The sequence below is a fragment of the Candidatus Cryptobacteroides sp. genome, assembly GCF_056207615.1.
Map to the genome: position 1 here is coordinate 1 of NZ_JBAEER010000016.1, position 21898 is coordinate 21898.

General features: G+C 52.1%; 20 protein-coding genes. 6 read left to right on the forward strand and 14 right to left on the reverse strand.

The features are described 5' to 3' along the window. Nucleotides 1-558: ion transporter (locus tag AC06ND_RS00985; RefSeq protein WP_475677131.1), on the forward strand; the 558-nt coding region annotated here is incomplete at its 5' end. A gap of 6 nt (nt 559-564) precedes the next feature. On the opposite strand, the gene AC06ND_RS00990 is transcribed toward AC06ND_RS00985, so the two are convergent. The 4 genes from AC06ND_RS00990 to AC06ND_RS01005 are packed head-to-tail and all read right to left on the reverse strand — an operon-like array spanning nt 565 to nt 4731. Next, nucleotides 565-1464, reverse strand: a complete 900-nt coding sequence (locus AC06ND_RS00990) for a VOC family protein (protein WP_475677132.1) — start codon at nt 1462-1464, stop codon at nt 565-567. Between the two features lie 11 nt (nt 1465-1475). After that, nucleotides 1476-2783, reverse strand: coding sequence for a nucleobase:cation symporter-2 family protein (locus AC06ND_RS00995; RefSeq protein ID WP_475677133.1), 1308 nt, complete (start codon nt 2781-2783; stop codon nt 1476-1478). 24 nt (nt 2784-2807) lie between these two features. Continuing rightward, the gene (locus AC06ND_RS01000; RefSeq protein WP_475677134.1) at nt 2808-3431 is read right to left on the reverse strand and encodes a xanthine phosphoribosyltransferase; all 624 of its coding nucleotides are present in this window, start codon (nt 3429-3431) and stop codon (nt 2808-2810) included. 37 nt (nt 3432-3468) lie between these two features. Beyond that, the gene (locus tag AC06ND_RS01005) at nt 3469-4731 is read right to left on the reverse strand and encodes a linear amide C-N hydrolase (protein ID WP_475677135.1); all 1263 of its coding nucleotides are present in this window, start codon (nt 4729-4731) and stop codon (nt 3469-3471) included. 209 nt (nt 4732-4940) lie between these two features. Between AC06ND_RS01005 and AC06ND_RS01010 the strand changes: the two genes are divergently transcribed. Then, nucleotides 4941-5309, forward strand: coding sequence for a hypothetical protein (locus tag AC06ND_RS01010; RefSeq protein ID WP_475677136.1), 369 nt, complete (start codon nt 4941-4943; stop codon nt 5307-5309). 11 nt (nt 5310-5320) lie between these two features. Here the strand turns inward: AC06ND_RS01010 and AC06ND_RS01015 are convergent, their stop codons facing one another. The 5 genes from AC06ND_RS01015 to AC06ND_RS01035 form a co-directional block, all read right to left on the reverse strand. Beyond that, nucleotides 5321-6343, reverse strand: a complete 1023-nt coding sequence (locus tag AC06ND_RS01015) for a DUF3089 domain-containing protein (RefSeq protein WP_475677137.1) — start codon at nt 6341-6343, stop codon at nt 5321-5323. 38 nt (nt 6344-6381) lie between these two features. Further along, nucleotides 6382-8562, reverse strand: a complete 2181-nt coding sequence (locus AC06ND_RS01020) for a sensor histidine kinase (RefSeq protein ID WP_475677138.1) — start codon at nt 8560-8562, stop codon at nt 6382-6384. Between the two features lie 206 nt (nt 8563-8768). Further along, nucleotides 8769-12137, reverse strand: a complete 3369-nt coding sequence (locus AC06ND_RS01025) for a glycoside hydrolase family 2 TIM barrel-domain containing protein (RefSeq protein ID WP_475677139.1) — start codon at nt 12135-12137, stop codon at nt 8769-8771. A 65-nt stretch (nt 12138-12202) separates the two neighbouring features. Beyond that, nucleotides 12203-13021: a DUF3298 and DUF4163 domain-containing protein gene (locus AC06ND_RS01030; protein WP_475677140.1), complete on the reverse strand. Its 819-nt coding sequence runs from the start codon at nt 13019-13021 to the stop codon at nt 12203-12205. A gap of 10 nt (nt 13022-13031) precedes the next feature. After that, nucleotides 13032-15359, reverse strand: a complete 2328-nt coding sequence (locus AC06ND_RS01035) for a sensor histidine kinase (RefSeq protein ID WP_475677141.1) — start codon at nt 15357-15359, stop codon at nt 13032-13034. Between the two features lie 72 nt (nt 15360-15431). Here AC06ND_RS01035 and AC06ND_RS01040 point away from each other — a divergent pair, with 72 nt between their 5' ends. From AC06ND_RS01040 to AC06ND_RS01050, 3 genes are read left to right on the forward strand one after another with little or no spacing between them, the layout of a single operon-like run. Next, the gene (locus AC06ND_RS01040; RefSeq protein WP_475677142.1) at nt 15432-16109 is read left to right on the forward strand and encodes an EcsC family protein; all 678 of its coding nucleotides are present in this window, start codon (nt 15432-15434) and stop codon (nt 16107-16109) included. A 37-nt stretch (nt 16110-16146) separates the two neighbouring features. Continuing rightward, on the forward strand, nt 16147-17355 hold the full coding sequence (locus AC06ND_RS01045; protein ID WP_475677143.1) for a cellulase family glycosylhydrolase: 1209 nt from the start codon (nt 16147-16149) through the stop codon (nt 17353-17355). Between the two features lie 44 nt (nt 17356-17399). Continuing rightward, nucleotides 17400-17993, forward strand: a complete 594-nt coding sequence (locus tag AC06ND_RS01050; RefSeq protein WP_475677144.1) for an ATP-grasp domain-containing protein — start codon at nt 17400-17402, stop codon at nt 17991-17993. 8 nt (nt 17994-18001) lie between these two features. On the opposite strand, the gene AC06ND_RS01055 is transcribed toward AC06ND_RS01050, so the two are convergent. The 5 genes from AC06ND_RS01055 to AC06ND_RS01075 all read right to left on the reverse strand — a co-directional run bounded on the left by AC06ND_RS01055 (nt 18002) and on the right by AC06ND_RS01075 (nt 20684). Beyond that, entirely contained in the window at nt 18002-18442 is a 441-nt protein-coding gene (locus tag AC06ND_RS01055; protein ID WP_475677145.1) for a hypothetical protein, read from the reverse strand. Between the two features lie 60 nt (nt 18443-18502). Beyond that, on the reverse strand, nt 18503-19315 hold the full coding sequence (locus tag AC06ND_RS01060) for an SGNH/GDSL hydrolase family protein (RefSeq protein ID WP_475677146.1): 813 nt from the start codon (nt 19313-19315) through the stop codon (nt 18503-18505). Nucleotides 19316-19319: 4 nt separating this feature from the next. Beyond that, nucleotides 19320-19892, reverse strand: a complete 573-nt coding sequence (locus AC06ND_RS01065) for a DUF2271 domain-containing protein (protein ID WP_475677147.1) — start codon at nt 19890-19892, stop codon at nt 19320-19322. Between the two features lie 61 nt (nt 19893-19953). Beyond that, entirely contained in the window at nt 19954-20445 is a 492-nt protein-coding gene (locus AC06ND_RS01070; protein WP_475677148.1) for a DUF2442 domain-containing protein, read from the reverse strand. Then, nucleotides 20442-20684 (reverse strand): DUF4160 domain-containing protein, encoded by a 243-nt coding sequence (locus AC06ND_RS01075; protein ID WP_475677149.1) that lies wholly within the window; start codon nt 20682-20684, stop codon nt 20442-20444. The genes AC06ND_RS01070 and AC06ND_RS01075 overlap by 4 nt, the downstream gene beginning before the upstream one ends. Before the next feature lie 518 nt (nt 20685-21202). Here AC06ND_RS01075 and AC06ND_RS01080 point away from each other — a divergent pair. Continuing rightward, the coding region (locus AC06ND_RS01080; RefSeq protein WP_475677150.1) for a beta-L-arabinofuranosidase domain-containing protein at nt 21203-21898 on the forward strand (696 nt) is incomplete at its 3' end.

The window sequence follows — 21898 nt, forward strand, 5'->3', positions numbered from 1 at the left end:
ATCGACCTGCTTGCAATCCTGCCGATGTATCTGGCGTTCTTCTTCCCTCATGTCCAGTACGCCATCATCATCCGATGCCTCAGACTCATCAGGGTATTCCGCGTCCTGAAGCTCTTCAGCTTCCTTACCGAAGGTAACATCCTCATCGCCGCCATCGCCCAGAGCTGGAAGAAGATCGCGGTGTTCTTCATGTTCGTCGTGCTCCTCGTCGTGTGTCTGGGAACCTTGATGTTCATGGTTGAGGGCCCTTCAGCAGATTCGGCTTTCAACAACGTACCGAACAGCATCTACTGGGCCGTCGTGACCCTGACCACGGTGGGATACGGAGACATAACGCCTGTCACGACCCTCGGACGCTTCCTTTCCGTCATCATCATGCTGCTCGGATACACCGTCCTCGCCGTGCCTACCGGTATCATCTCTGCTGAAATGATCAAGGGGGAGAAGTCCACCATCAACAAGAAATGCTCAAACTGCGGCAGGACCGGACACGATGCCGAGGCCAAGTACTGCAAATACTGCGGTGCCAAGTTCGAGGACGACGCCGATCAGTTCTAAGCAATCTTATTCGTAGCGGGCAGGAATACCGTAGATGGTAGGTGTAGGCTTGCCGCCAACGGCCTCCTTGGTCATGATCTCGACACGGGTGAGATCCTTTGTGAAGAAGTTGCTCTGGCCATAGCCGCATGCACCAATCTTCATAGGCTCGCCAGGAATGCATCCCTCAGGAATGTTACGTGACAAGAGAATCTCCCTAGCTGCAGGAACATCGTCAACGTCGAGTCCTATGTGGTTCTGGCAACCCATCTCAGCCTGATCGAGCTTCTGGTCATAGAGCATGATCTCGATGTAGTCGTTGGTCGGACTGTCCGGCATCGCAAGCTTGATCCACTTGCTGGTATTGTCGTCAGGACCGCCGCGCCAGTACTCCTTGAATCCGAGGATGAAGCTGTAGAAAGCGAGATCCTTCGAGAAATCGTCACAGAGCCAGCCTACATGTCTCATGAGATCAGAGATTCGGGTATCAGGCATATCCTGACCCTTGTGCTCGGCGAGAAGACCGCTGTCGGTATACTGAACGAACTCTACATCGTGGTCGCTGAAGTCCTTGATGAAGAAACATTTGAATCCGAATCCTGGATCGCTCACCTCGTCAGGAACCTTCACGCCCATCATTCTGAGGTAGACACGCATCGCTTCTATGTCCTCGACCTCGAAAGCGGTGTGACGATATTTCCACTCCTTGCATTCGTCGTCCTTGGTGAATTCGACGTACTGCCTGTCGTTGATCTTGATGAACATCATGGTAGGCTTGCCCTCACGCTCTACATAGTAGGGCTTGGCATAGCCGAAGTAGTCCGAGAAGAATGATGCTGAGTTCTCGAGGTCGTCCGTGAGGACGCTGAAATGTGCGATACCGAGAATCTTCGGTCTCTGTGGTCGGATGAGTTTTGGGTCAGTCATAGCTATGTGTATTATGCGTTTTTCTTATTCTCCTTAGGAAGGAATGCAGAGAGCAATACTGCGAGTACGAACACTACTGCGACGCAGTTCTCTGCGAATACGGTCTTGATGATCTGTGGGAAGATGTCGAACATTCCTGATGCCTGGGTGAAACCGAGACCGATGCTGAGCGAAAGGGCAACGATGATCATGTTTCGATCAGAGAAACCGCACCTTGCGATCATACCGAAGCCGGCGAACATGATCGAACCGAACATCATGATGGTACAACCTCCGAGGACAGCCTGCGGGATGGTCGTGAGAAGGGTACCGACAGCAGGGAAGATACCTCCGATGATCATGATGAGCGCACCGGTAGCGATAGCGAAACGGTTCACTACGCCAGAAAGCGATGCAAGGCCCACGTTCTGCGAGAATGAGGTGATAGGGGTACAGCCGAAGATTCCGGCGATGGTGCTGACGAAACCGTCTGCAGCGATACTGCCTGAAAGTTCACGGTCGGTGACATCGCGCTTGAGTGCACCTGAGCAGAGGGCGCTGGTATCACCTATGGTCTCAGTTGCAGAAACCATGAAGATCGCAATGATGGATAGGATGGCTCCGAGGTTGAATTCTGGCTTGAAAGGCAGGAACTTCGGAAGTGAGACGAAACCTACATTGTGGAGACCAGAGAAATCGACCATGCCCATGCAGATGGCGAGGATATAGCACACGATGAGACCGACAAGCACTGAGAGCGACCGGAGGAAGCCCTTAGCGAAAATCTGGCAGCCCAGACACACGAGAAGAGTCACCGTTCCGACGATCCAGTTGTGCGCAGCACCGAAATCAGCGGCATCCTGTCCGCCAGCGAATGAGTTCGCACCGATAGGGAGGAGTGAGAATCCGATAGCGGTCACGACGGTTGCTGCGACGATAGGGGTGATGATGCGTATCCAATACTTTGCGAAAAGTCCGAGGAGACCTTCGAATATACCACCGATGATGATTGCGCCCATCAGCGTACCCATGCCCTGGGTCGTTCCGATGAAGATGGCAAGTGACAGGAAGGTGAAGCTGATACCCATCACGACCGGGAGGCGAGAACCGATTCTCCAGATAGGGTAGAGTTGTACGAGCGTACCGATACCGGCGATGATCATACAGTTCTGGATGAGGGCGGCGCTGAGTTCAGGCGCGATACCCACCACGTTTGCGAGGATGATGATTGGGGTGATGTTCGAGACGAACATGGCCAAAACATGCTGAAGACCGAAAGGTACAGCCTGCAAAACAGGCAACTTCCCGTCCAGCTGATAGAGAGCGTTGTTCTTATCCATATCTGTGAACTTTATTTCTCGATGCTATTCACCTGTAGTGAGGTTCATCTTCTCGGTAGACTTTGCAGGCTGCTCGCGGAACTTGATGGTCTGTGTCTGCCAGTCCATTGACTCGACAATGGCAATAGACTCTACCTGGTATCCTTCTGCGCGAAGCTCGCGGCCTCCCTTCTGCTGGCCTTTCTCTATTGCGATGCCGATGCCGGAAACGCTTCCGCCTGCCTGGTGGACTATGTCGATCAGAGCATGCGTAGCCTGACCGTCAGCGAGGAAGTCATCAACGATGAGCACCTTGTCGGTAGCATGGAGGTAAGGCTTTGAGACGAACACGTTGTACATCTTCTTGTGGGTGAAGGAATAAGCCTGAGCGACATACTTGTCATCGGTGCTGTTGGCAGTCTGACTCTTCTTCGCGAACACGACAGGTACGTCGTAGAGCTCGCCGAGCAAGGTTGCGATAGCGATTCCGCTTGCCTCGATGGTCAGTATCTTGTTCACTTCCTTACCCTTGAAACGACGCTTGAACTCATGAGCCATCTGACGCATGATGTCGATGTCGATCTGGTGGTTGAGGAAGCTGTCCACCTTCAGTATGTTTCCCTCCTTGATGACACCGTCAAGAAGGATCTTTTCTTCCAGGAAGTTCATGGTCTATTGCTGTGTTTGTTGATGCTAGGGTCTCTGACTACTCAGGAATGCTGAACATGATAGGCTTGCCGTCTGCTGCGTAGCGGCCTTCGAACGGAATTACGTAGCCTACCTTAGCATCGAGGTCATAGACGACGGTGTGGGAGGTCTCCCAGAAGTCGTTACCCTTCACGTGAGGATCATCGAGCTTTCCGTAATTCTCCTCGTAGCGTGCCCAGTAGCTCTCCATGGCATTGTCCCAGTATCCTGTCATGGCTTCGACATGATCCTTGCAGTTCGCGCGGTTGCCATTAATGATGTAGTACCATCCCTGCTCATCCTTTCCGTATGCGGTAGGGACTGCGTTATCTGTGTACCAGAGGGACTTGACGTCCATCAGATGCTTGTAATACCATACAGACTTTGCGATCTCGAAGTTGTCGTCTACGGAAACGGCAGCATTGTCATACTGATCCTTGACTGTATTCCACCTCTCGACGCCCATTGCGAGCGGATGGTTCTCGAAGAAATCCTTGGTGCCGATGCCCCACCTTTCTGCAGCGAAGTCGTAGAGGTTGGTCATGATTGCAGGATTGCCGTTCTTGCTGTAGAATCCGTTGTCCTTCTTCTCGAAGCTGGTCACCACCATCTCGCCATTGTCGAACTCGACTACTGCTGTGCAGTCCTTGTCCGAGATCATGTAGTGGGTCTCGTCACCAGCGAGGCCAACGATGCTCTGGCGCACTGTCCTCTCTGAGAGAAGCTCTATCGCCTCAGCGACGCTTCCTGCGTTGTCGAGAACATAGCGGACGACGCACTGGCAGGTGAGGTCACCATCGGTGTTGTATACAGTGCCTGGTTGGTGAGGAACGATGTTGATGTTGATTGCTACACCTGCATCGTTGATTCCGTCAACGATGACGCATGGGAGATATTTCTTGTCAGTGTCGCTGATGATGCCTTCGTCGATGAACTGCTTGGTGACGGTTGTGGAACTGTTGAGGAGACCGACGTTAGCGTGCTTCACGTTGCCGCCCTTTGGCATCTGGATGATGAGACATCCGTAGTCAGCCTGATACCAGTCGAGGTTGCGGCCATGGAACTGTCCGTTGCGCCAGCTGCTGCATGCAGCGCCCTCTGCTGACTTCTTCGCAGCCTCGAGCTCTGCGTAATGGTTCAGATAGTATGCGTTTCCATTCTCGAATTCGAAGTCCTCAGGATTCCAGAGCACAGTGGCGGTTCTCTCCTGGAGCTTCTCTACCTTGTAATAATCTGCGGCGGGCTTGCTGTTGCATGATACGAGCCCTAAACAAAGAGTCATTGATGTAATGGCTGATAAACTTAAATTTCTCTTCATTTTTATTGGATTTTTATCTGTCCGTTTGATAAGGGGTAACTGTCTTATTCCTACAAATATAAATACATATAGCCTTTCTAGCAAAGAATTTTTGCCGTGTTTACTAACAATTCCAAGGTAAAATTTGATATATTTGTGAGTAAGTAACAGCGAACCCAAAAGACTTGAAAGATATGAGAAAGTTGTACCTCCTTCTTGCTGCGCTCGCGATCGTTGGATGCGGCAGCAACAATACGTCAACAGAAGCCTATGATGAGCTTGAAGTAATCGGTCAGGAAGCCGAAAAGATGGTCGGCGCATTCGGAGACCAGAGGGAAATTACCGAGGAGGAGATGGCGATGTACAAGACGGTCACGGCAAACGATGACTCTGCATCGTACGTTCCTCTTTCAGTCTCTACCCAGGTGGTGGCCGGCATCAACTACAAGTTCTATTGCCGCTACGACCCTCAGGACGGCGAAGGCCCTGCATACTGCTGGGTAACCATATACAAGCCTCTCCCAGGATCGGGTGATCCCAGGATACTCTCAATCGAAAAGTAGGGTAGCCTCCTTTAGAATGACTTTGCTCTGAGGAGAGCATTGTCATGAATCTGGGATGCGTAGAACAGCAGATCCCAGTGATGGAGGTTGTTCTTGTCCACGCCTGCATTCAGGAAGAAAGGCGCGATCTCGTAGAAACTGTAGTAATACTCAGGATCGTCGGTGTCGACTATGAGGACATTTGTCTTCGGGTCGATATGGACGGTGTTGGTAGTTCCGTTGAACTCGAAAGTGGCAGGTGTGCTGTCCGTCATCCAGTTAAGCGGGTTTATGCAGGTGGCGGCATCGGCACCGACCAGCGGCCAGATCGCATCTACCGTCTGGGTGCTGTTGAAGCTGATGACTACGCCGCTGTCACCTTCTCCGCTTGCTGCTTTGATGTGCGGAAAGCTTAGATCCGCCTCGCTGAGCCTGAAGCCGAGTGAGTAGCAAGCGATCATGCGCTCATATTGTTCGTCACTCATGTGCACGAGCAGGTCCAGAGCCAGCATCGCACCCTGGCTGAATCCGGCGATTATGAACGGACGTCCACCGTTCTGGTGCTCCATATAGTAGTCGAAGGCATCGCATACCTCCTCGACCACATTATGATAGACGTCTTCGAGATTGGTGCCCGATGTAAGTATTTCCTGCTGACCTCCGAACAGGTTCAGCTCCTCTTCCTGCTGCTGTATGGCGTTTCTCGGAAGTTGGGTCAAAGCGTTGAAGGTCATCTGGTGGTAGAGAGGAGAGATGACGTTGAAATCGTCGTTGAACATGTTCTTCTCCACCCATGCGATCTCACCGTTGATGGCGTCCAGATCCGCATCGGTCAGCTGCGACTGCCAGCAGATATTACCCTTGTTGTCAGTAGCATCGATCACCTCGGTCGAGACGATGTACAGAACGTCTATCTTATCCGTGTCGAACTTATTTGCAGACTGGTACCAAGTCTCAGGATTGCTCCAATCCGACTTTGGACCATTGCATGAGCACACCAACATTGCCGCAGACATCAGTGTCAATGCGACGGTATTCAAATATAATCTTGACATATCCTATCCATTTAACACTGCAAACTTACAAAAAAGTCTTAATTATCGTTGAGCACGAATACGAACCTTGCTCCGTTGGTGTAGCTTTTGTCGAGGTATACCTCGCCGTCCAGCTTCTCTGCAATCATCTTGCAGATGTTGAGTCCCAGGCCTGAGCCCTGCGAGAACTGGTTGAGCTTGGTGAACCTGTTGAAGATCTCATCGGCCTTGTTCGCTGGGACGCCCTCTCCCGTGTCGGTGACGGAGAATGTCAGCTTGCCTGGATGCTCGGTAGTAGAGCAGTGCAGATGGATCTCACCCTTGACGGTGTGCTTGCATGCGTTCGTAAGGTAATTGATGAGCACCTGCTGTATCCTTCGGCCGTCCGAGTTGATGATATGGTCGTCCGGCAGATCCGAAGTAAAGTACATCTCCACGTCATTCGGTTTCCTGAATTCGACGGACATGATGGCGTTCATGCAGATGTGGTTGACATTGATGTCTGACATCTGTATGCGATAGTTGCCATGCTCTGAGTCCGCGATGTCGATGATGTCGCCGATGAGCATGTCCAGCATGTTGTAGCTGTTGTAGATGTATCTGTTGTACTGCTCCTTCTCGCTCTCTGTCCACGCTCCGTCAGGGAGTCCGTGCAGCTGTGCGAAGCCGAACAGGGCATTGAGAGGCGTACGAATCTCGTGGCTCATATTCTGCAGGAACATGGTCTTTGCCTTGTTCGCAGCGATGTTGTCCTCGAGAATGCGCTGCCGCCTGAGCTCTGCCTGCTTCTCGTCCTCGATCTTCCTGACAGCCCAGACGAGGTTCATGACCGTTCCGTCCTCATCCCTGTTTGCGACTATATATGACCACTCGTGCCATACATCCTTTGTGTCCTTGAACTGATTGATCAGGACGTTGGTGTCCTTCATCCGCTCATTAATTGTGCTGAGGTCAGCAAACTTGATCATCTCATCCCTGAACAGCGGAGAAACTCTCTGCTTGCATGCAAAATCGATCGCTGTCAAGATCTCACCAGTCTCGTACTTGCTCTTCTGCTCCTCTGTCATGTCCATGTTCCAGTTGTATGTGAAGTACGTCAAGTTGTCCATCTTTATGTATGTCATGAACTGGTATGAACGTGCGAGTGAACGGATCACGAGATCGGTACGCTTCTCCTTCTTCTTCGATTCGGTGATGTCCGCGCAGAAGCCGGAAATGACCTCCTGGTTGTCATCAGTCACATAGTTGGTTCCGCCTGCATGGAGATAGATGCTACCCTTTGTGGGATGGTCCCATTTGAGCTGTCGCGTGAGCAGGGTTCCGTCTCGCATCGACGCATAGTCATCGTTCTCGATGGTGAAGACATCCTCCTTGAGCCTGCTGTGGTAATAGCTATACATTTCCTCCGGAGTCATCTTGGTGTTCTCAACTCCGAAGATCTTCTTCAGCGTCTCGTCTGCATACATCTGGTGGCGTCCCTGCGATACCATTTGGATCTTCCAGATTCCATATCCGGCATTGGCTATTATGCCAGTGTTCTCCTTGAGCACCTTCTCGTTGGCCTCCAGCTTCTGCCTGATCTCGTTCTTCTCGTCCTCATGGACGAAGACATGTATCGTGCACATTCCTATCATCAATCCTATCGTGTAGAGAGGGAGGTATGAATGCCAGATCTGTACTACGATGCAGGTTGTCATTACCATGCAGAACATTCCGATGGTGAAATATCTGAGTCTGCTCCTGTCGCTGTTTCTGAAGTAGAATACAAATGACATTATGGCAACCAACACATAGAGCGTGATCTGGATTCCGAGTGCTATGTGTCGTACAAGGCCGGTCTGATAGTCACCGTTGGCGTCAAACCAGAAGAATATCGGAACAAAGATGTTGATGAAGAGGCTTATCAGTTCTCCTACGCAGAATGCAAAGCCGAATGCTATGATACTCTGGCCGATTCTTTTCGGAGGGTTCAGGTATGCGACGACATAACGGCACCAGAAAGCGATGGACAGGGCAACCGCGATGTGATAGACAAAGGTGTCGGCATTGAGGGCTGCGGAAGGTCCATGATCATTCAGAAAGCCCCATAGGCCGTCTATGATGAAATAGATGAAGAGGACCTGTAGGTAGGAACGAAAGTATTTGGTCGCGGTGTCTGCTTGCGGAGTACTCTTGAAGACATCAAAATTGATGATGAGAAGCAATATGATGGCTATGATACCGAACAATGAATAGTACATGGCTTTCGGTTGAAAATGTCAAGTAAGTGTTGGCCCAATTGCCTGGGCATCGCGAGTGATTCTATATCTTTTTAAATATAGTCAAGCTTTCCGAGAAATGACAATAATCACCGTATTATGTTATCAAAATATCACAAATTGGGGTTTTATGAAATAAAAAAGGCCGGACAGAGCCCGGCCTATGGTTGTACTTAGCGTATTCCCGACTACCAGAGAGTGATCTCGAAATGCTGAGGGAGATTGCCGTCGATAGTGTATTCAGGAAGAGTGCGGGCACCCCATGCGTCATTGCCTCCGACGCCGTGGATGCAACTGTCGATGTTGACTGTGATGAAGTCATACTCCGGAATCTCGTGAGGATGGCCCTTGGTCTCCAGGTCTGATTCCTCATATGGCCAAGCCCTGAAGTTGAACGGTGTCGAAGACTTCACATGGAGCTCGTCTCCGATAGAGAACCAGCGCACGTCACTTCGGTTCGAGTTGTCCTGCGGCACCACATATTCGGTCGCGAATTCGTCGATTCCGAGACTCCATCTGCCAACGAACGAACCTGTCTTGCGGTCAGGATAGTTCTCCCAAGGACCGCGACCATACCACTCGACAGGAGCGTCGGTCTTCGCGACCTTGAGGTGGAAGCCGAACTTCGGCATGAGCTGGATGTCATTTTTATAAGGTGCATAGTCGGCGATGACGTTGAGCCGGCCGTCCGCGAGAACCTCGTAGCTGAGCGTGTAGTCTGCTCCGACAGGAAGGTCCATCTCGAAGTTCACAGCAACGCTGTTCCTGATGTTTGCAGTCTCGACCTTCTTCACCTTTCTATCTGCTGCAGCATTCCTCCAGTCGGCGAGACGCTGCTCGTAGCTGTTGCGGCGCTGATTGTCGTTCGCCGGCTTCCAGAAATAAGGCTCGAAAGCGCCGCGGAGCATTTCCTTGCCGCTCTTGGTCCATGAGACGAGGGCTCCGTTCGAAGAGTCGAAAACGAACTCGAAGTCCTTGCCGCTGACGCAGATCTTGCCTCCGGCGTTGGTGACCTTTGGACGCGGGCCGACAGCCTTTTCCTGCTCAATCGGCTCTCCGTTGACATATCCGCCGCGTACTTTCTTGAGAGGTCCATGGACAAGGAACTGCTCCTCAGCCACGCAGAATCCCTTTTCTGCCCATATCTGGGCCTCCTTGAGCCTTGCATGGACATTGAGGTAAAGCTCGGCGGTGATGTGCGGACAGTCGCCGATGCTGAGCTTATTTCCTGTCAGCAGCGCAGCTCCCTTCGCGATCACAACGCCGTCGGCAAGCCACTCGTAGTCATAGCTGAAGTCCTCGAGGCTCGTGAAATCGTAGCGGTTGGTGAGTTCTATGCTACCGTCATCCGCGTATCTGAAAAGTATGTTCTGATGCACCTTCTTCGCCTCATAGTAATGTGGGTGCGGGGTGCGGTCAGCCGAAAGGATACCGTTGGTACAGAAAGCACCGTCGTTCGGGTAGTCACCGAAATCGCCGCCGTATGCCCAGTACTCGCCGTCCTGGCGAAAACGGCTCGTGATGCTGCCGTCGTACGAGAGCTGGTTGGTTGCGATAGGGGTTGCGAGACTCTGGTCCACGAGATCCCAGATTGCTGCGCCGACGATCGATGGGTCGTCGTACATGACATCCCAGTACTCCTGGAAGTTGCCCAGGGTGTTGCCCATCGAGTGCGCATACTCGCGCATGATGAACGGCTGGCTGATCTTCTTTGCCTCCTCGCGGAGAACCTCCGGAGCAAGGTATCCGTCGTCATATATGTCCGAATACTGCCTGTCGGTGTCGCAGAGAACCGGTCTCGATGGGTCGAGCTTCTTCACGACATCGTGCATGGCCTTCATGTTGCGACCCATACCGCCCTCGTTGCCGAGCGACCACATGATCACGCATGGATGGTTCTTGTCCCTCTCGACGACAGCCACGGCTCTGTCCACATGAGCCTCGGTCCAATCCTCCGAGTCACCGATCGCGGTGTTGCAGCGTCCGGTTCCATGGCTCTCCTGGTTCGCCTCGTCCATCACATATACTCCATATTCGTCGCAGAGCTCATACCAACGTGGGTCGTTAGGGTAGTGGCTGGTGCGGACGAAGTTGATGTTGCACTGCTTGATGAGTTCGTGGTCACGCCTCATGGTCTCCTCGGTGAGGGTACGACCCGTGCGAGGATCATGCTCGTGCCTGTTCACGCCCTTGAGCTTCACGACCTTACCGATCACCTTGAAGAGCTCTCCGTCGATGGTGATAGTCCTGAATCCGGTGCGGTAGCTGAAGGTCTCGACAGTCTTTCCTCCGAGTTCGAGGGCGATCTTCACGTCGTAGAGGTTCGGATGCTCAGCTGACCAGAGCTCAGGGTTCGCGATGGTGAAAGAAACGGTGCCGTCGGCGGAATAGGCGGCTCTAGTGCCTGCGTTATTTGTTGACGGACCGTCAAGCGGGATGGTGACTGATTTAGTCTGGCCGTTGAAGCTGACGTTGACCTTGGCGCTTGCGCCTTTTGCCTTTTCCAGACTGCGTGTGTCGAGGCTGATCTCCACGTCGAGCTTGCCTTCGTCCATCGCATCGTTCAGGGTAGGCTTGAGGAAATAGTCACGGATGAAGACCTGAGGCCTGGTCCATAGCCTTACGCTGCGGAAGATTCCGCTCAGTCGCCACATGTCCTGGTCCTCGAGATAGCTTCCGTCTGACCATCGGTAGACCTCCACTGCGAGCTTGTTGTCGCCCTCATGGAGGAACTTGGTCACGTCGAATTCCGCTGGGTTCATCGAGTTCTGGCTATATCCGACCTTCGCGCCGTTGATCCAGATGTACATCGCAGACTTGACTCCGCCGAACTCGAGAATATAGTTCTTGCCGGCCTCCTTCTTGTCGAGGTGGATGTTGGTGATATAGCTGCCGACAGGGTCGCGGTGGTCGTAATGGTACCACCTCAGGTCGTCCGGTTCTTCGGTGACGCTGCCGACCATGATCTTATATGGAGAGGTGATGTTCGTGTAGATGGCCTTCCCGAAGCCCTGCAGCTGCCATGCGCATGGAACGATGATGTCGTCCCAACCCTTGCAATCATATCCGAGCTCATAGAAATTCTCCGGCCTGCTCTGCGGATCCTTCGCCCAGTGGAACTTCCATTTTCCGTCCAGGCTCATTACGTCGCTTCTGCCCGCGATGTGGGTAGGGAGGTCGAGGGTCGCGTGGTACGGCTCCTTGTTGATTCCGATCACATGTGGATCTTCCCAGTCGAATCTCTCGCGGACGACGCTGACTTCGATCTGGCTGCCGGCAAGTAGCTTGCTGCTGTTCTTCGCTTTTCCGCTAGTCGGTGTAGTGAAGTCGCCGCCGAGCACCACGACCTTGCTCTTGATCATGATCCTGCCGTCGGGGCCGACCTTGAGCGTCGATCCGTCGGACCTGAGCACAGATGCCGGTCCGTCCGGTGCCGGTTGCTCCACTATCGCAAAGCTGCCGAACGGCTGGGCGTATGCGATGTTCCTTGACCCACTCGCAGCCACGTACGCCGCCATCCCGACCAACGCGGTCGCCATTAATGTTCTTATTCTCATCTCGTGTGGTTTCTCTATGCGTTTGTCGCACAGTTTTTAAAGTTAAGTTTTTTTCGGAACTGCGCTTAGCGCAGCAGCACAGCCTTGGCCTCGGCGGTGAGGTATGGCTCCACGACCTCGAATGGGAGGGTGAACGACGGCATTCCGGATGCGTACGGTGCGATCTCGTACTGCTGGTAGGTGAAGGTCAGGCCCTCCGCGCATGGAGCCGGCTGGTGGCTCGGAATAGGGATGATCCCATCCTCGATGAAGAGAAACTCCATCATCTGCTCCTCGCTCTGGACCTCTTCCGTCTCTGCGAAGAACTGCATGAGCCCTTTCCTGAACTCCTGCTGGAGCGGCATGAGCGCTGAATCGACGATGAACTTCTGGACCTTGACTCCGGTGGCCTTGTCGAAGGTCTGCGGACCGGCTCCGGTGACACCACCATGCGCACCTCCGAGGTAGAGATAGTTGTTGCAGTCGAAGACGACATATCTCTCGGTCTCGAAGATCTTGCTGATGTTGAACTGGTATTCCCATGGATAATAGGTCTCATCGTCGGCTGCGATTGCGTTCACAGCCTTCGCGAGGCCTTCGCCATAATATTGCACGCATTCATCGACATTGGCCTTGTCGCCGGAATATGCATCGAACTGAGGTTCCGTGTCCTCGTAGCTGATGAACCTTGTCTCACGGTCAAGATATGCCACCAGAGTGTCCCTGACGAGGGCTTCGGCTGGGGTGAGGCCTGTCGGAAGCTCTATCGAGAGATTGGTGACGCAGTATTGGGTAGAGTCTGCGAAGGATGCAGTCTCAGTGTTGAAGTCAGCCTGAACTCCAGCGCATGAAGCTGTCAGGAGCAATGCCGCGAGTATTGGGAATAATGTGAATCTTCTCTTCATTTTTTAGGTTCTATTTTCTGATGAATACTGTCTTGCAGTAGTCCCAAGGAATGTCGAACTTCTCCGTCGGGATGTTTACCAGACCGTCGAAGTCATCGCGTTCGAAGGTGATAGTCAGCTTTCCGTCCTTCAGCAAGATGTTTCGCTTTGATGACCTTACGGTTTTCACTCCGTCATTGTATTCATAGGTGACGGAGCCGTCAGGCGCGAATACGAACTTGAGTGGGAGGTCCGATATCGTCCCTTCTGATGTCGGCATGCATACTGTCACGGTCTTGTCCTCGTGGACGGTGAGGGATTGGAAATGTACGTCCTTCGAGCGCCAGATAGGTTTCTCGGCACCGACCACCATGAGATCTTCGTGTGCGCATGTCCATTCGCCCCGTGCATCGACCAGAAGCTTCTGCAGTTTCTCCACCGGCACGGTGATTTTCTCATTTGCAGGTATGATGAGGACGAATCTGGCTCCGTTCTTATATGTCCTGTCAAGGCGGACGATACCGCCGAGCCTGTCCGCGAGGTCCCTGCATATGTTAAGTCCCATTCCGTGTCCGTCCTTCATGCTGTCCAGGGTGACGAATCGGTTGAAGATGTCCTCTGCGATGGATTCCTTGACACCTTCTCCGGTATCTGTCACGGAGAATGTCACATGGCCCGGGTTCTCCATAACCGAGCAATTGACGACGATTTCGCCCTCAGTGGTGTGCTTGCACGAATTGGACAGGAAGTTCACGAGTATCTGCTGCACGCGTTTAGGGTCCGTATTGACATAGTATCCGTTGTCGACGTCGGAGGTGAAGTACATGCGCACTCCCGGCGGCGTTCTGCTGGTCGAGCAGTTGACCGACTTTCGGATTATTTCGTTGCAGGAGGTGTCGACCTTGTTGATGTTCAGGATTCCTTTCTCGACGTCGGACATACAGAGGACGTCGTTTACTATCATCGTGAGAAGGTCGGTGCTGTCCTTGACATACTCGCAATATTGTGACTTCTCCTCGTCGGAGAGGAAACCGTCCGGAAGGGACAGAAGCTGCGAGAATCCCACTATCGCGTTCAGCGGAGTACGGATGTCATGGCTTATGTTCTGGACGAACAGGGTCTTCAGCTTGCTTGCCTCGTCAGCGATGCGGGCATCGGACAATGCCTTGTTGAGCTCATCCTCCTGCCTCTTCCTCTCTATATGCTCCTTGGTATAAAGTGAGAACCTGAGCGCCAGATATGGTATATCCTTGCCGAGGGAATAGACAGTAGCTCTGACCCATCTAAGTTCTCCGGTGCAATGCGACGCGTAAGTGTACTCAGCATGGGTACTGTTTTCCCTAATAGCGATCAGCTTGTCCTTGGCGGTGAAGTCCAGCCATCCCGGATAGTATTCCGGATCCATCAGCGACCTCGATTTTTCGACGAGATTTTCAATTGAGTAATGATTTGCATCAGTCTTGAAGTCAAACACAGGTGACTTCTTCACTTCATAGACGGTCTCGGTGTCCAGGTCCACTATGTAACCGGAAATCATCTGGGTTGCGATCGCGTTCCAGAACGTGTTGTTGAGCACATCATTGGTGCAGTCCTTGAAGTTGACGAAAGCCTCGTTGTGGGACATTTTGGATACATGGGTGGTGTACCAGATCGGAATGTCACCATGTGAAATCCTGTGCTGTACCTCGAAATAATCAACATCGCGAAGACGCTTTGTGATGCTCTTCAGAGAGAGTTGGGAGATGACCTTGTCCTTGTCATTAGGAAGCACGAATGTATCAGCATACAACCTTACCAACTGGTCATGACTGTTGATGGAATCATACGCGCTGCTGTTTCCGATCTTTCCGGGACTCTTGAGCTTCGTGATGCCTCCTGTGCTCAGGTCTACAACGAATGCTCCCTTCGACTTGTTGAGATATCGTTCCACCAAGTACTTCTCTTTCCTGATTCTCTCCTCACTCAGGTGGATTGTGCTGCGGACGACGCGGTGAGTGCCTCCGATGCGGACGCCATTCTTATACTCGAAATTGCGAAGTCCGCCACATCGTACGATCCTTGTGGTTCCGTCGGGATGATGCCACGGATACTGGACTTCGGCGTTCTCTCCTTTGTTTATCCTCTCGATCACATCCTCCACGAGCTCGTATGCATCATTGTCGATTGCATCGTACCATTTGTGGTAGGTGTCCTCCGGTGAGACTCTTTCCGTCATGCCGAGCAATTCCAGCATCACGTCGTCTACATACATTCGAGGCTCTGCGCCTTCGTCGATTTCGATTGCCCATAATCCGTTTTTCTGTTTGCTCAGAATCTCGGCAGACAAAGGGAATGTCCCATAGTGATTAGTGCTTTCCATTGATGTGGTTTTAACTCTACAAGTTTAACAAAAAAGCCCCAAATAATAGTAAGATAATCGTATCTTTGTGACATGTCCGAAGAGAAAGAATTATCATTGACGGCGAAGACTGTCCAGAAGACCCTTGACTGGGCCTATGATAAGGCTGTCGACGGCATCACGGGACTCGGAACGGCCGAGGAACTCGCCAACAGCTTCCTCAAGGGCGAAGGCGACCTTGACAGGAAGGTGAATTCTCTTATCCGCAGGCAGAATACGAAAGCCGCATCCGCAGGATTCGCCACTGGGCTCGGAGGACTATTCACACTGCCGGTAGCAATACCTGCCGATATCGCAAGCTCAATCTACATACAGATCAAGATGGTCATTGCCATTGCCATCATGTACGGGGTAGACGTGAAGGACGAAAGAGTCAGGACCTTGGTATATCTCTGCCTGGTGTCAAGCTCGACGAGGGATCTTGCGTCCCAGTTCGGTATCAAGGCCGGAGGACGAATCTTCATGCAGTCCATCAGAAAGATCCCGGCAAGAGTTTTCCATCGAATAAACCAGAAAGTCGGAATCAGGCTGCTGGCAAAGTTCGGCAGAAGGGGAGTCCTGAAATTCGGAAGGCTCGCTCCCTTTGTCGGAGGTATCATCAACGGAACCCTGGACTTTCTCTCGACCCGAGCCATCGCGAAGGTCGCCAAGAAGACTTTCCGTGATCTGGTGACAGAAACGCCTGACGAAAGCGCAGATGTACTTGAGTAAATCCCAAACAACCAATACTCAATAAAACAAACCTCAAATGAAGAACTTAAGATCTGTTGTGTTGTCGTTGCTCGCCGTGGCGATGGCATCATGTAGTCAGCCAGTCGAGAACAAGGTTGACAAGTACGCAATCGACTGTACCCTGATGAGGGGATTCAACTACACTCCGGCAGGGGTCGCTGAACCCCGTCACCACATTGACACATGGGTAAAGTATGACGAAGACGTAATCGCGTTTGACCTCGACCTTGCAAAGGGTCTCGACCTCAATTTCTGTAGGGTGTTCGTCCCATATCAGGTCTACACTGAGATCGGTGATACTCTCGTCGACAGGCTCCGCGACTTTGCGCACAAGTGCGACGAGAGAGGTATGAAGATGATGCCTGTAGTCGGCAGCGGCCGATGGACCAGAGACAGCACTCTCCTTTACCAAGCCGAGGAATGGGTGGATTTCCTCGTGGGCGCGCTCAAGGATGAGCCGAACCTTGCAATGTGGGACATCATGAACGAGCCAGACCTCAATGTCAGGATGCGAGAAGCTAACTTCGAGAACTGCAAGCGCATGTATGGACTATTTAAGGAAAAGGATCCTCAGACTCCGCTCACCATCGGTTTCCAGCTCGTTTCGAGCATGATAAAGATGGCAGACTATGCTGATATCCTCCAGTTCCATGACTATTCCGAGACCAGGGCAGAAGTGCGCGACACCGTTGCTCGTGCGCAGGCTTTTGCAGACCAGGTCGGAAAGAAGATATTCAACGGCGAGATGGGATGCGTAGGACGTGCTAACCCGTACGACGTTACTCTTGAGGAGCACATGAAGGCAAACATGGGCTGGTGCATCTGGGAGCTGATGGTCGTAAGAAAGGGCTGGGGCATGATCCACGGTGTTTTCTATGAGGACGGAACCGTGCGCGATCCATCAATCCCTGCAGCTATTCTTGGATATTTCCGTAACCGTGAGGACATCGTTCCTGAGGATCCGGACAGAGAGTCAAGGATCACCAATGCCATGGCCGGAATTGAACAGTGGAAGAAAGATGGAGCAAAGGATTGGGAAAAGGGTATCCGTCTCGCAGAGCTCAGCGCCAACACTCTCGAGGCTGCGCAGCTGGCACCTATGCGCGAGGCTCCGAACTGGCAGGTAAACCAGCTCCGCAAGAGTGGCGACCTCAAGGAGATGAAGGAACTTCTTGACAAGTTCTACGTAATGATGAAGCCATACAAGAAACCAGATCAGAAGTAACATCCCATAATATGACGGATGTGCTGGAGATGCTGGACGACAAGGTGCGGTGTAGCGAGCTGGCGGCGAGCCTCGGGATCGAGCAGCCGAGAATGTACGCCGATGACAGGCTCGCCGCCATCACCGACTGGCCTGTGGTCTACAAACGCGCCAACGTGCTGAGCGGCTCTTCTGTGTATTTCCCGAAGAGTCTTCCCGCGCTCGAAAAGCTCATCCGGAACAGTGCGAAGCCCCACCTTGTAATGGATTATGTGGATGGCTATGACCTTTCCGTGGACATAATAAGATGGCCGCAAGCTGACGGTTCGTTGTTCCTGCTTGCGGCTGCATATAGGGTATTGTGGCCCAGACAAAAGGGCGTTTCACGCGTGAGAATCGGGGTTTCTGCTCCGGATGTCATCGCTCAGGCTGAGCGAATCCTCGATGCGGTGGACTATCGTGGCGTGTGCGGGATGGACTTCCGTGTCGACCGAAAGAGCGGCAAGGCCCTGTTTCTCGAGTGCAATCCTCGATTAAGCGGCGGTATACTTTCGTCACTTGCGGCAGGTCTGGACCTTCCATATCTGCTCTGGCAGCTCTCCTTCGGAGAAACTCCATCCGTGCCTAGACTCCACTCTCACCGAATCTCGATCGGCTGAGAAGCCTGCTATGGCATCACGAAAGACTTGACCTCACCATAGACATACTTGCTGCCTTCGTCAGTGAAGACACGTGCGTATGCCCTGTAATAGAGGGTCTCGCCGTGCTGGACATCGTAAGTCTTAACGCCCATGAGCGAGCGGAAATTCTTCGCCTTGTATTCTATGACGTTGAGACCCAGATCAAGGAATCCGACAGGAGTCGAGAAGTTGTAGTTCTCGACAGAAATATCCTCTGAGAAACCGTAGAAGACACCTCCCTGACCGATATTTGAACCGGCGAAATGATAATCTATAGTGGCGTTGAAGGTGTAGCCTTCATAAGAGACGTCAGTCGCATCGAGAGTGGTCACGATAGCCTTGTAACCTTCCGGCGGAAGCTTTTCTTGGCAGCTCTGGAGCGATACGAGTGCGATCGCAGCTGCAAGGATTGAGAGTACTTTCTTCATGATAAGTGTATTTTTTGCAACCGTAAAGGTACGAAAGATTACCGTAAATATCAAAAACTTCTACTTACCGTCAGCGAGGAATGAGGCCTGGACTGGGCCGGCCTTGCGGTAGCCATCCTCGTTCATGTGGAGCTTGTCGCGGAGGTAATAGAGTGGGTAGTTGTACTCGTTCACGCCCAGCAGCTCGAACTGGTCGAGCACAGGTACGCTGAGATGGCTGCAGCACTCCTTCTGTGCCTTGACATACTCGGAGAAATTATGGCCCGTGGCATTGCCGTTCTCGGAAAACGGATTGTATCCGGCCTCGTTCGAGAAGAACCTGAAGGAAGTGAAGAAGTAGATCTCCGCCGCTGGGTTCTTCTCCAGCAGCGTCTTCACGCAATAGTTGATTCCGCCGCACTGGGTGTCGAGCTTGGACTCGTCGAATCCGTCCACCGAAGTATAGTCGCTCCAACTGCCGATCTCGCGGCTGTTGGTGAAGTCATTGGTCGATGCCCAGAGCACATAGATATCATGTACCCCTGCCTCGCGCACCTGCTGCTGCAGCGAATGTCCCTGCAGACTCGAGAACCCGGCACCGCCGACTCCATAGGTGGTTACGGTCGCATGCAGTTCGTCCGCCCATATCTGCTTCGCCGCATTCGATTCCTTGTTCACCGACAGCGAGCCTCCGAACACCGCGATGCTCTTTCCGTAGTTCTTGTGGCCCGCATAGATGCCCACCTCCTTGCTCGGAGTCAGCACCTTCGGCGTGTTGTCGACCTGCCTGGCCGTGCCCTGGGGCGCACTTCTTCTCTGTTCGGTGGTTCCCTGCGCTGAGGCGGTCGTGAGGGCAGCCAGCGCGAGTATGATGGTCAGAAATGTTCTTTTCATAATCTTACTTGAGCTCCGCAGCGACGTCGGTGATCATTCCGGCGTGTGACTCGTCAGGCTCGGTGAGAGTGCTGCTGAGTGCGATGGTGCCAGGCTGTGCGCCGACGGTGAACTCGCCGGTATAGAGGATGTCGCTGTTTCCATAGAGAGTCGCCTCGAGGCAGACCTTGTAGCTGCCCTTTGCCACAGCATTTCCATTCTCATCGGTGAAGTCCCAGCAGAAGCACTGTACTCCGCCGCTAGGAGTTGCACCGCTGAATGCGTCGAGCTGTGCGTCCGAAAGTGCCTCGGCATTGACGGTCTTGACCCATACAGGGACACATGCAGGGCGCTTGATGTAGCCGCGCACGAGCTCCTCGCCGTTGTTCGAACGGCCCTTGGTGGTATACGCTGTCACGAAGAGAGTCTTCACGACCTCACCGTTGCTGTTCTCGATCCATGCTGCATACTGGTTCGAGCCTGGTCCTGGCTGCGGTGTGTAGTTGAATGAAAGCTCGAGTGAGCTGGACTTTTTCTGACATGATGTCGCCAGACCCAAAACAAGGGCAGCGGCGATGAGAGCGATTTTCTTGATCATGATAAATGATAGGTTAGTGTGATTTCTGTCCTGAAAATATTTCAGCCGCAAAGATAGCAAATTACTTTTCTGAAAAATACGCTTGAGGCTCAATATCGGAGAGGTAGTTTTTGCTCTGTCTGTCTAATGTGTCGTATCCTTCGACGATAGAGAATGCGCAATACTCTCGACCCAACTTATGTATCTCGTCAATGATTTGTTGCTCCCTTGCGGCAGACGGCTTTTTGAAACCATTGATATAGTTTCTTAACAAGGTTGCGTTAATACCCACTCTCTTTGAGAATTCAGCTACATTGATTTCCTTGTGTAGAAGAAAGAATTCCTGTATTTTGGAAGGTACGGCGTCGTCATACTCAAAGCTCTCGAATGAGATATCCTCGTCTAGGTCACGCCAGTGGAATCCTGTGAACCCGATTGAGTAGTTTGCTCTCTGGTCTTGTGTGGCATTCATCAGTGCAGGATACCATAGAAGTGACTGCTTTAACTTATGACCATTTTCGTCCTCGGCATATATGTACTTCCTATCAAATGATATGTTACGTAGTTTCCTCATACTTGTTCGAAGTGCTCCTTCCACCGTTTGATAATTACCTCTTTGTTTTCAGAAATGGCGTTCTCAATTTTCTTCTGATCATTGGATTTTATCCCATGACTCTCTCGTAATTCAAATCGATCTTTTACGAGGTCATATACGGCATAACCGTCCTTGCCTTCAACATGAACATGTATGGGTTCATGCTCCCTGCTGTAGAAGAAAAACGAATACCCTATAAATCTAAATATCTCAGGCATGAGCAGTTTTTTGTCATGCAAATTTAGGGAATTATTATTAATACCCAATCATATGTTTCATTATTTGCATCGACATTTTGGCAAACTAGTCCTGAAATAGGTTTACCGACAGGGAAGAATAATAGCTATCCGTGGCAGGTAAGGTGGTGAGTGATAGTATGTTAAATGATTTGGGGTGGTCGATTTTTGACCATCCCAAACGGGTTAAAGGGCTGATATTTAATTAGTTGGCTGCCACGACGAAATAGGGCAGCTTTTTCCCGACTTTTACAAAATTAGGAGTCACGAATCCAAGAAGACGGGACAATTTTTCTTTCGGTATGGAAAATCCTTTTCTTGCCGCGGTTAGGGTGTGCGATTGTTTGCAGAAATATGCCTAAATTTACCGAGCGGCTTGTTTCACTCGACAGATATCTTGCTGAAGATTGCCTGGCGAAAGTCGACATGATAGACCTCGATAACTACTAGATAAACCTCGATAACTACTAGATAAACCATCGAAAACTACGATAAACTAAATGAACCACAGAATTCTGAATGTGATGGCGGCAGCAGCCGTACTCGCATCCGCAACAGTCAGCATGAGGGCGCAGGAAGTCCTTTATCCAAAGCAGTTCAACCTTGGAGAAGTGACCCTTCTCGACGGACCTTTCAAGCACGCACAGGATCTCAACATCGAGCATCTCCTCGAATATGACATCGACAGGCTCCTCCAGCCATTCCTCAAGCAGGCCGGACTCGAGCCTAAGGGCGAAGCATTCCCTAACTGGGAAGGACTCGACGGCCATGTCGGAGGCCACTACCTCTCGGCACTGGCCATCCATTATGCCGCGACCGGCGACCAGCAGTGCCTCGACCGCATGAACTACATGCTCTCCGAGCTCAAGCGCTGCCAGGATGCGAACGGCAACGGCTACCTCGGCGGTGTTCCGGACAGCAAGGAACTCTGGCCGGAGGTACAGACCGGCAACCTCAGACGCCTCCTTTCGATGTGGGTGCCATGGTACAACCTCCACAAGATCTACGCAGGTCTGCGCGACGCATACATGTATGCAGGCTCAGAGCTTGCGAAGGACATGTTCATCGACCTCTGCGACTGGGGAATCAGCATCTTCGGCAACTTCGACGCTGCGACCATGGAGAACATGCTCTCGCAGGAGCACGGTGGCCTGAACGAAGTCTATTCGGACGCGTACGTCATCACCGGCGACAAG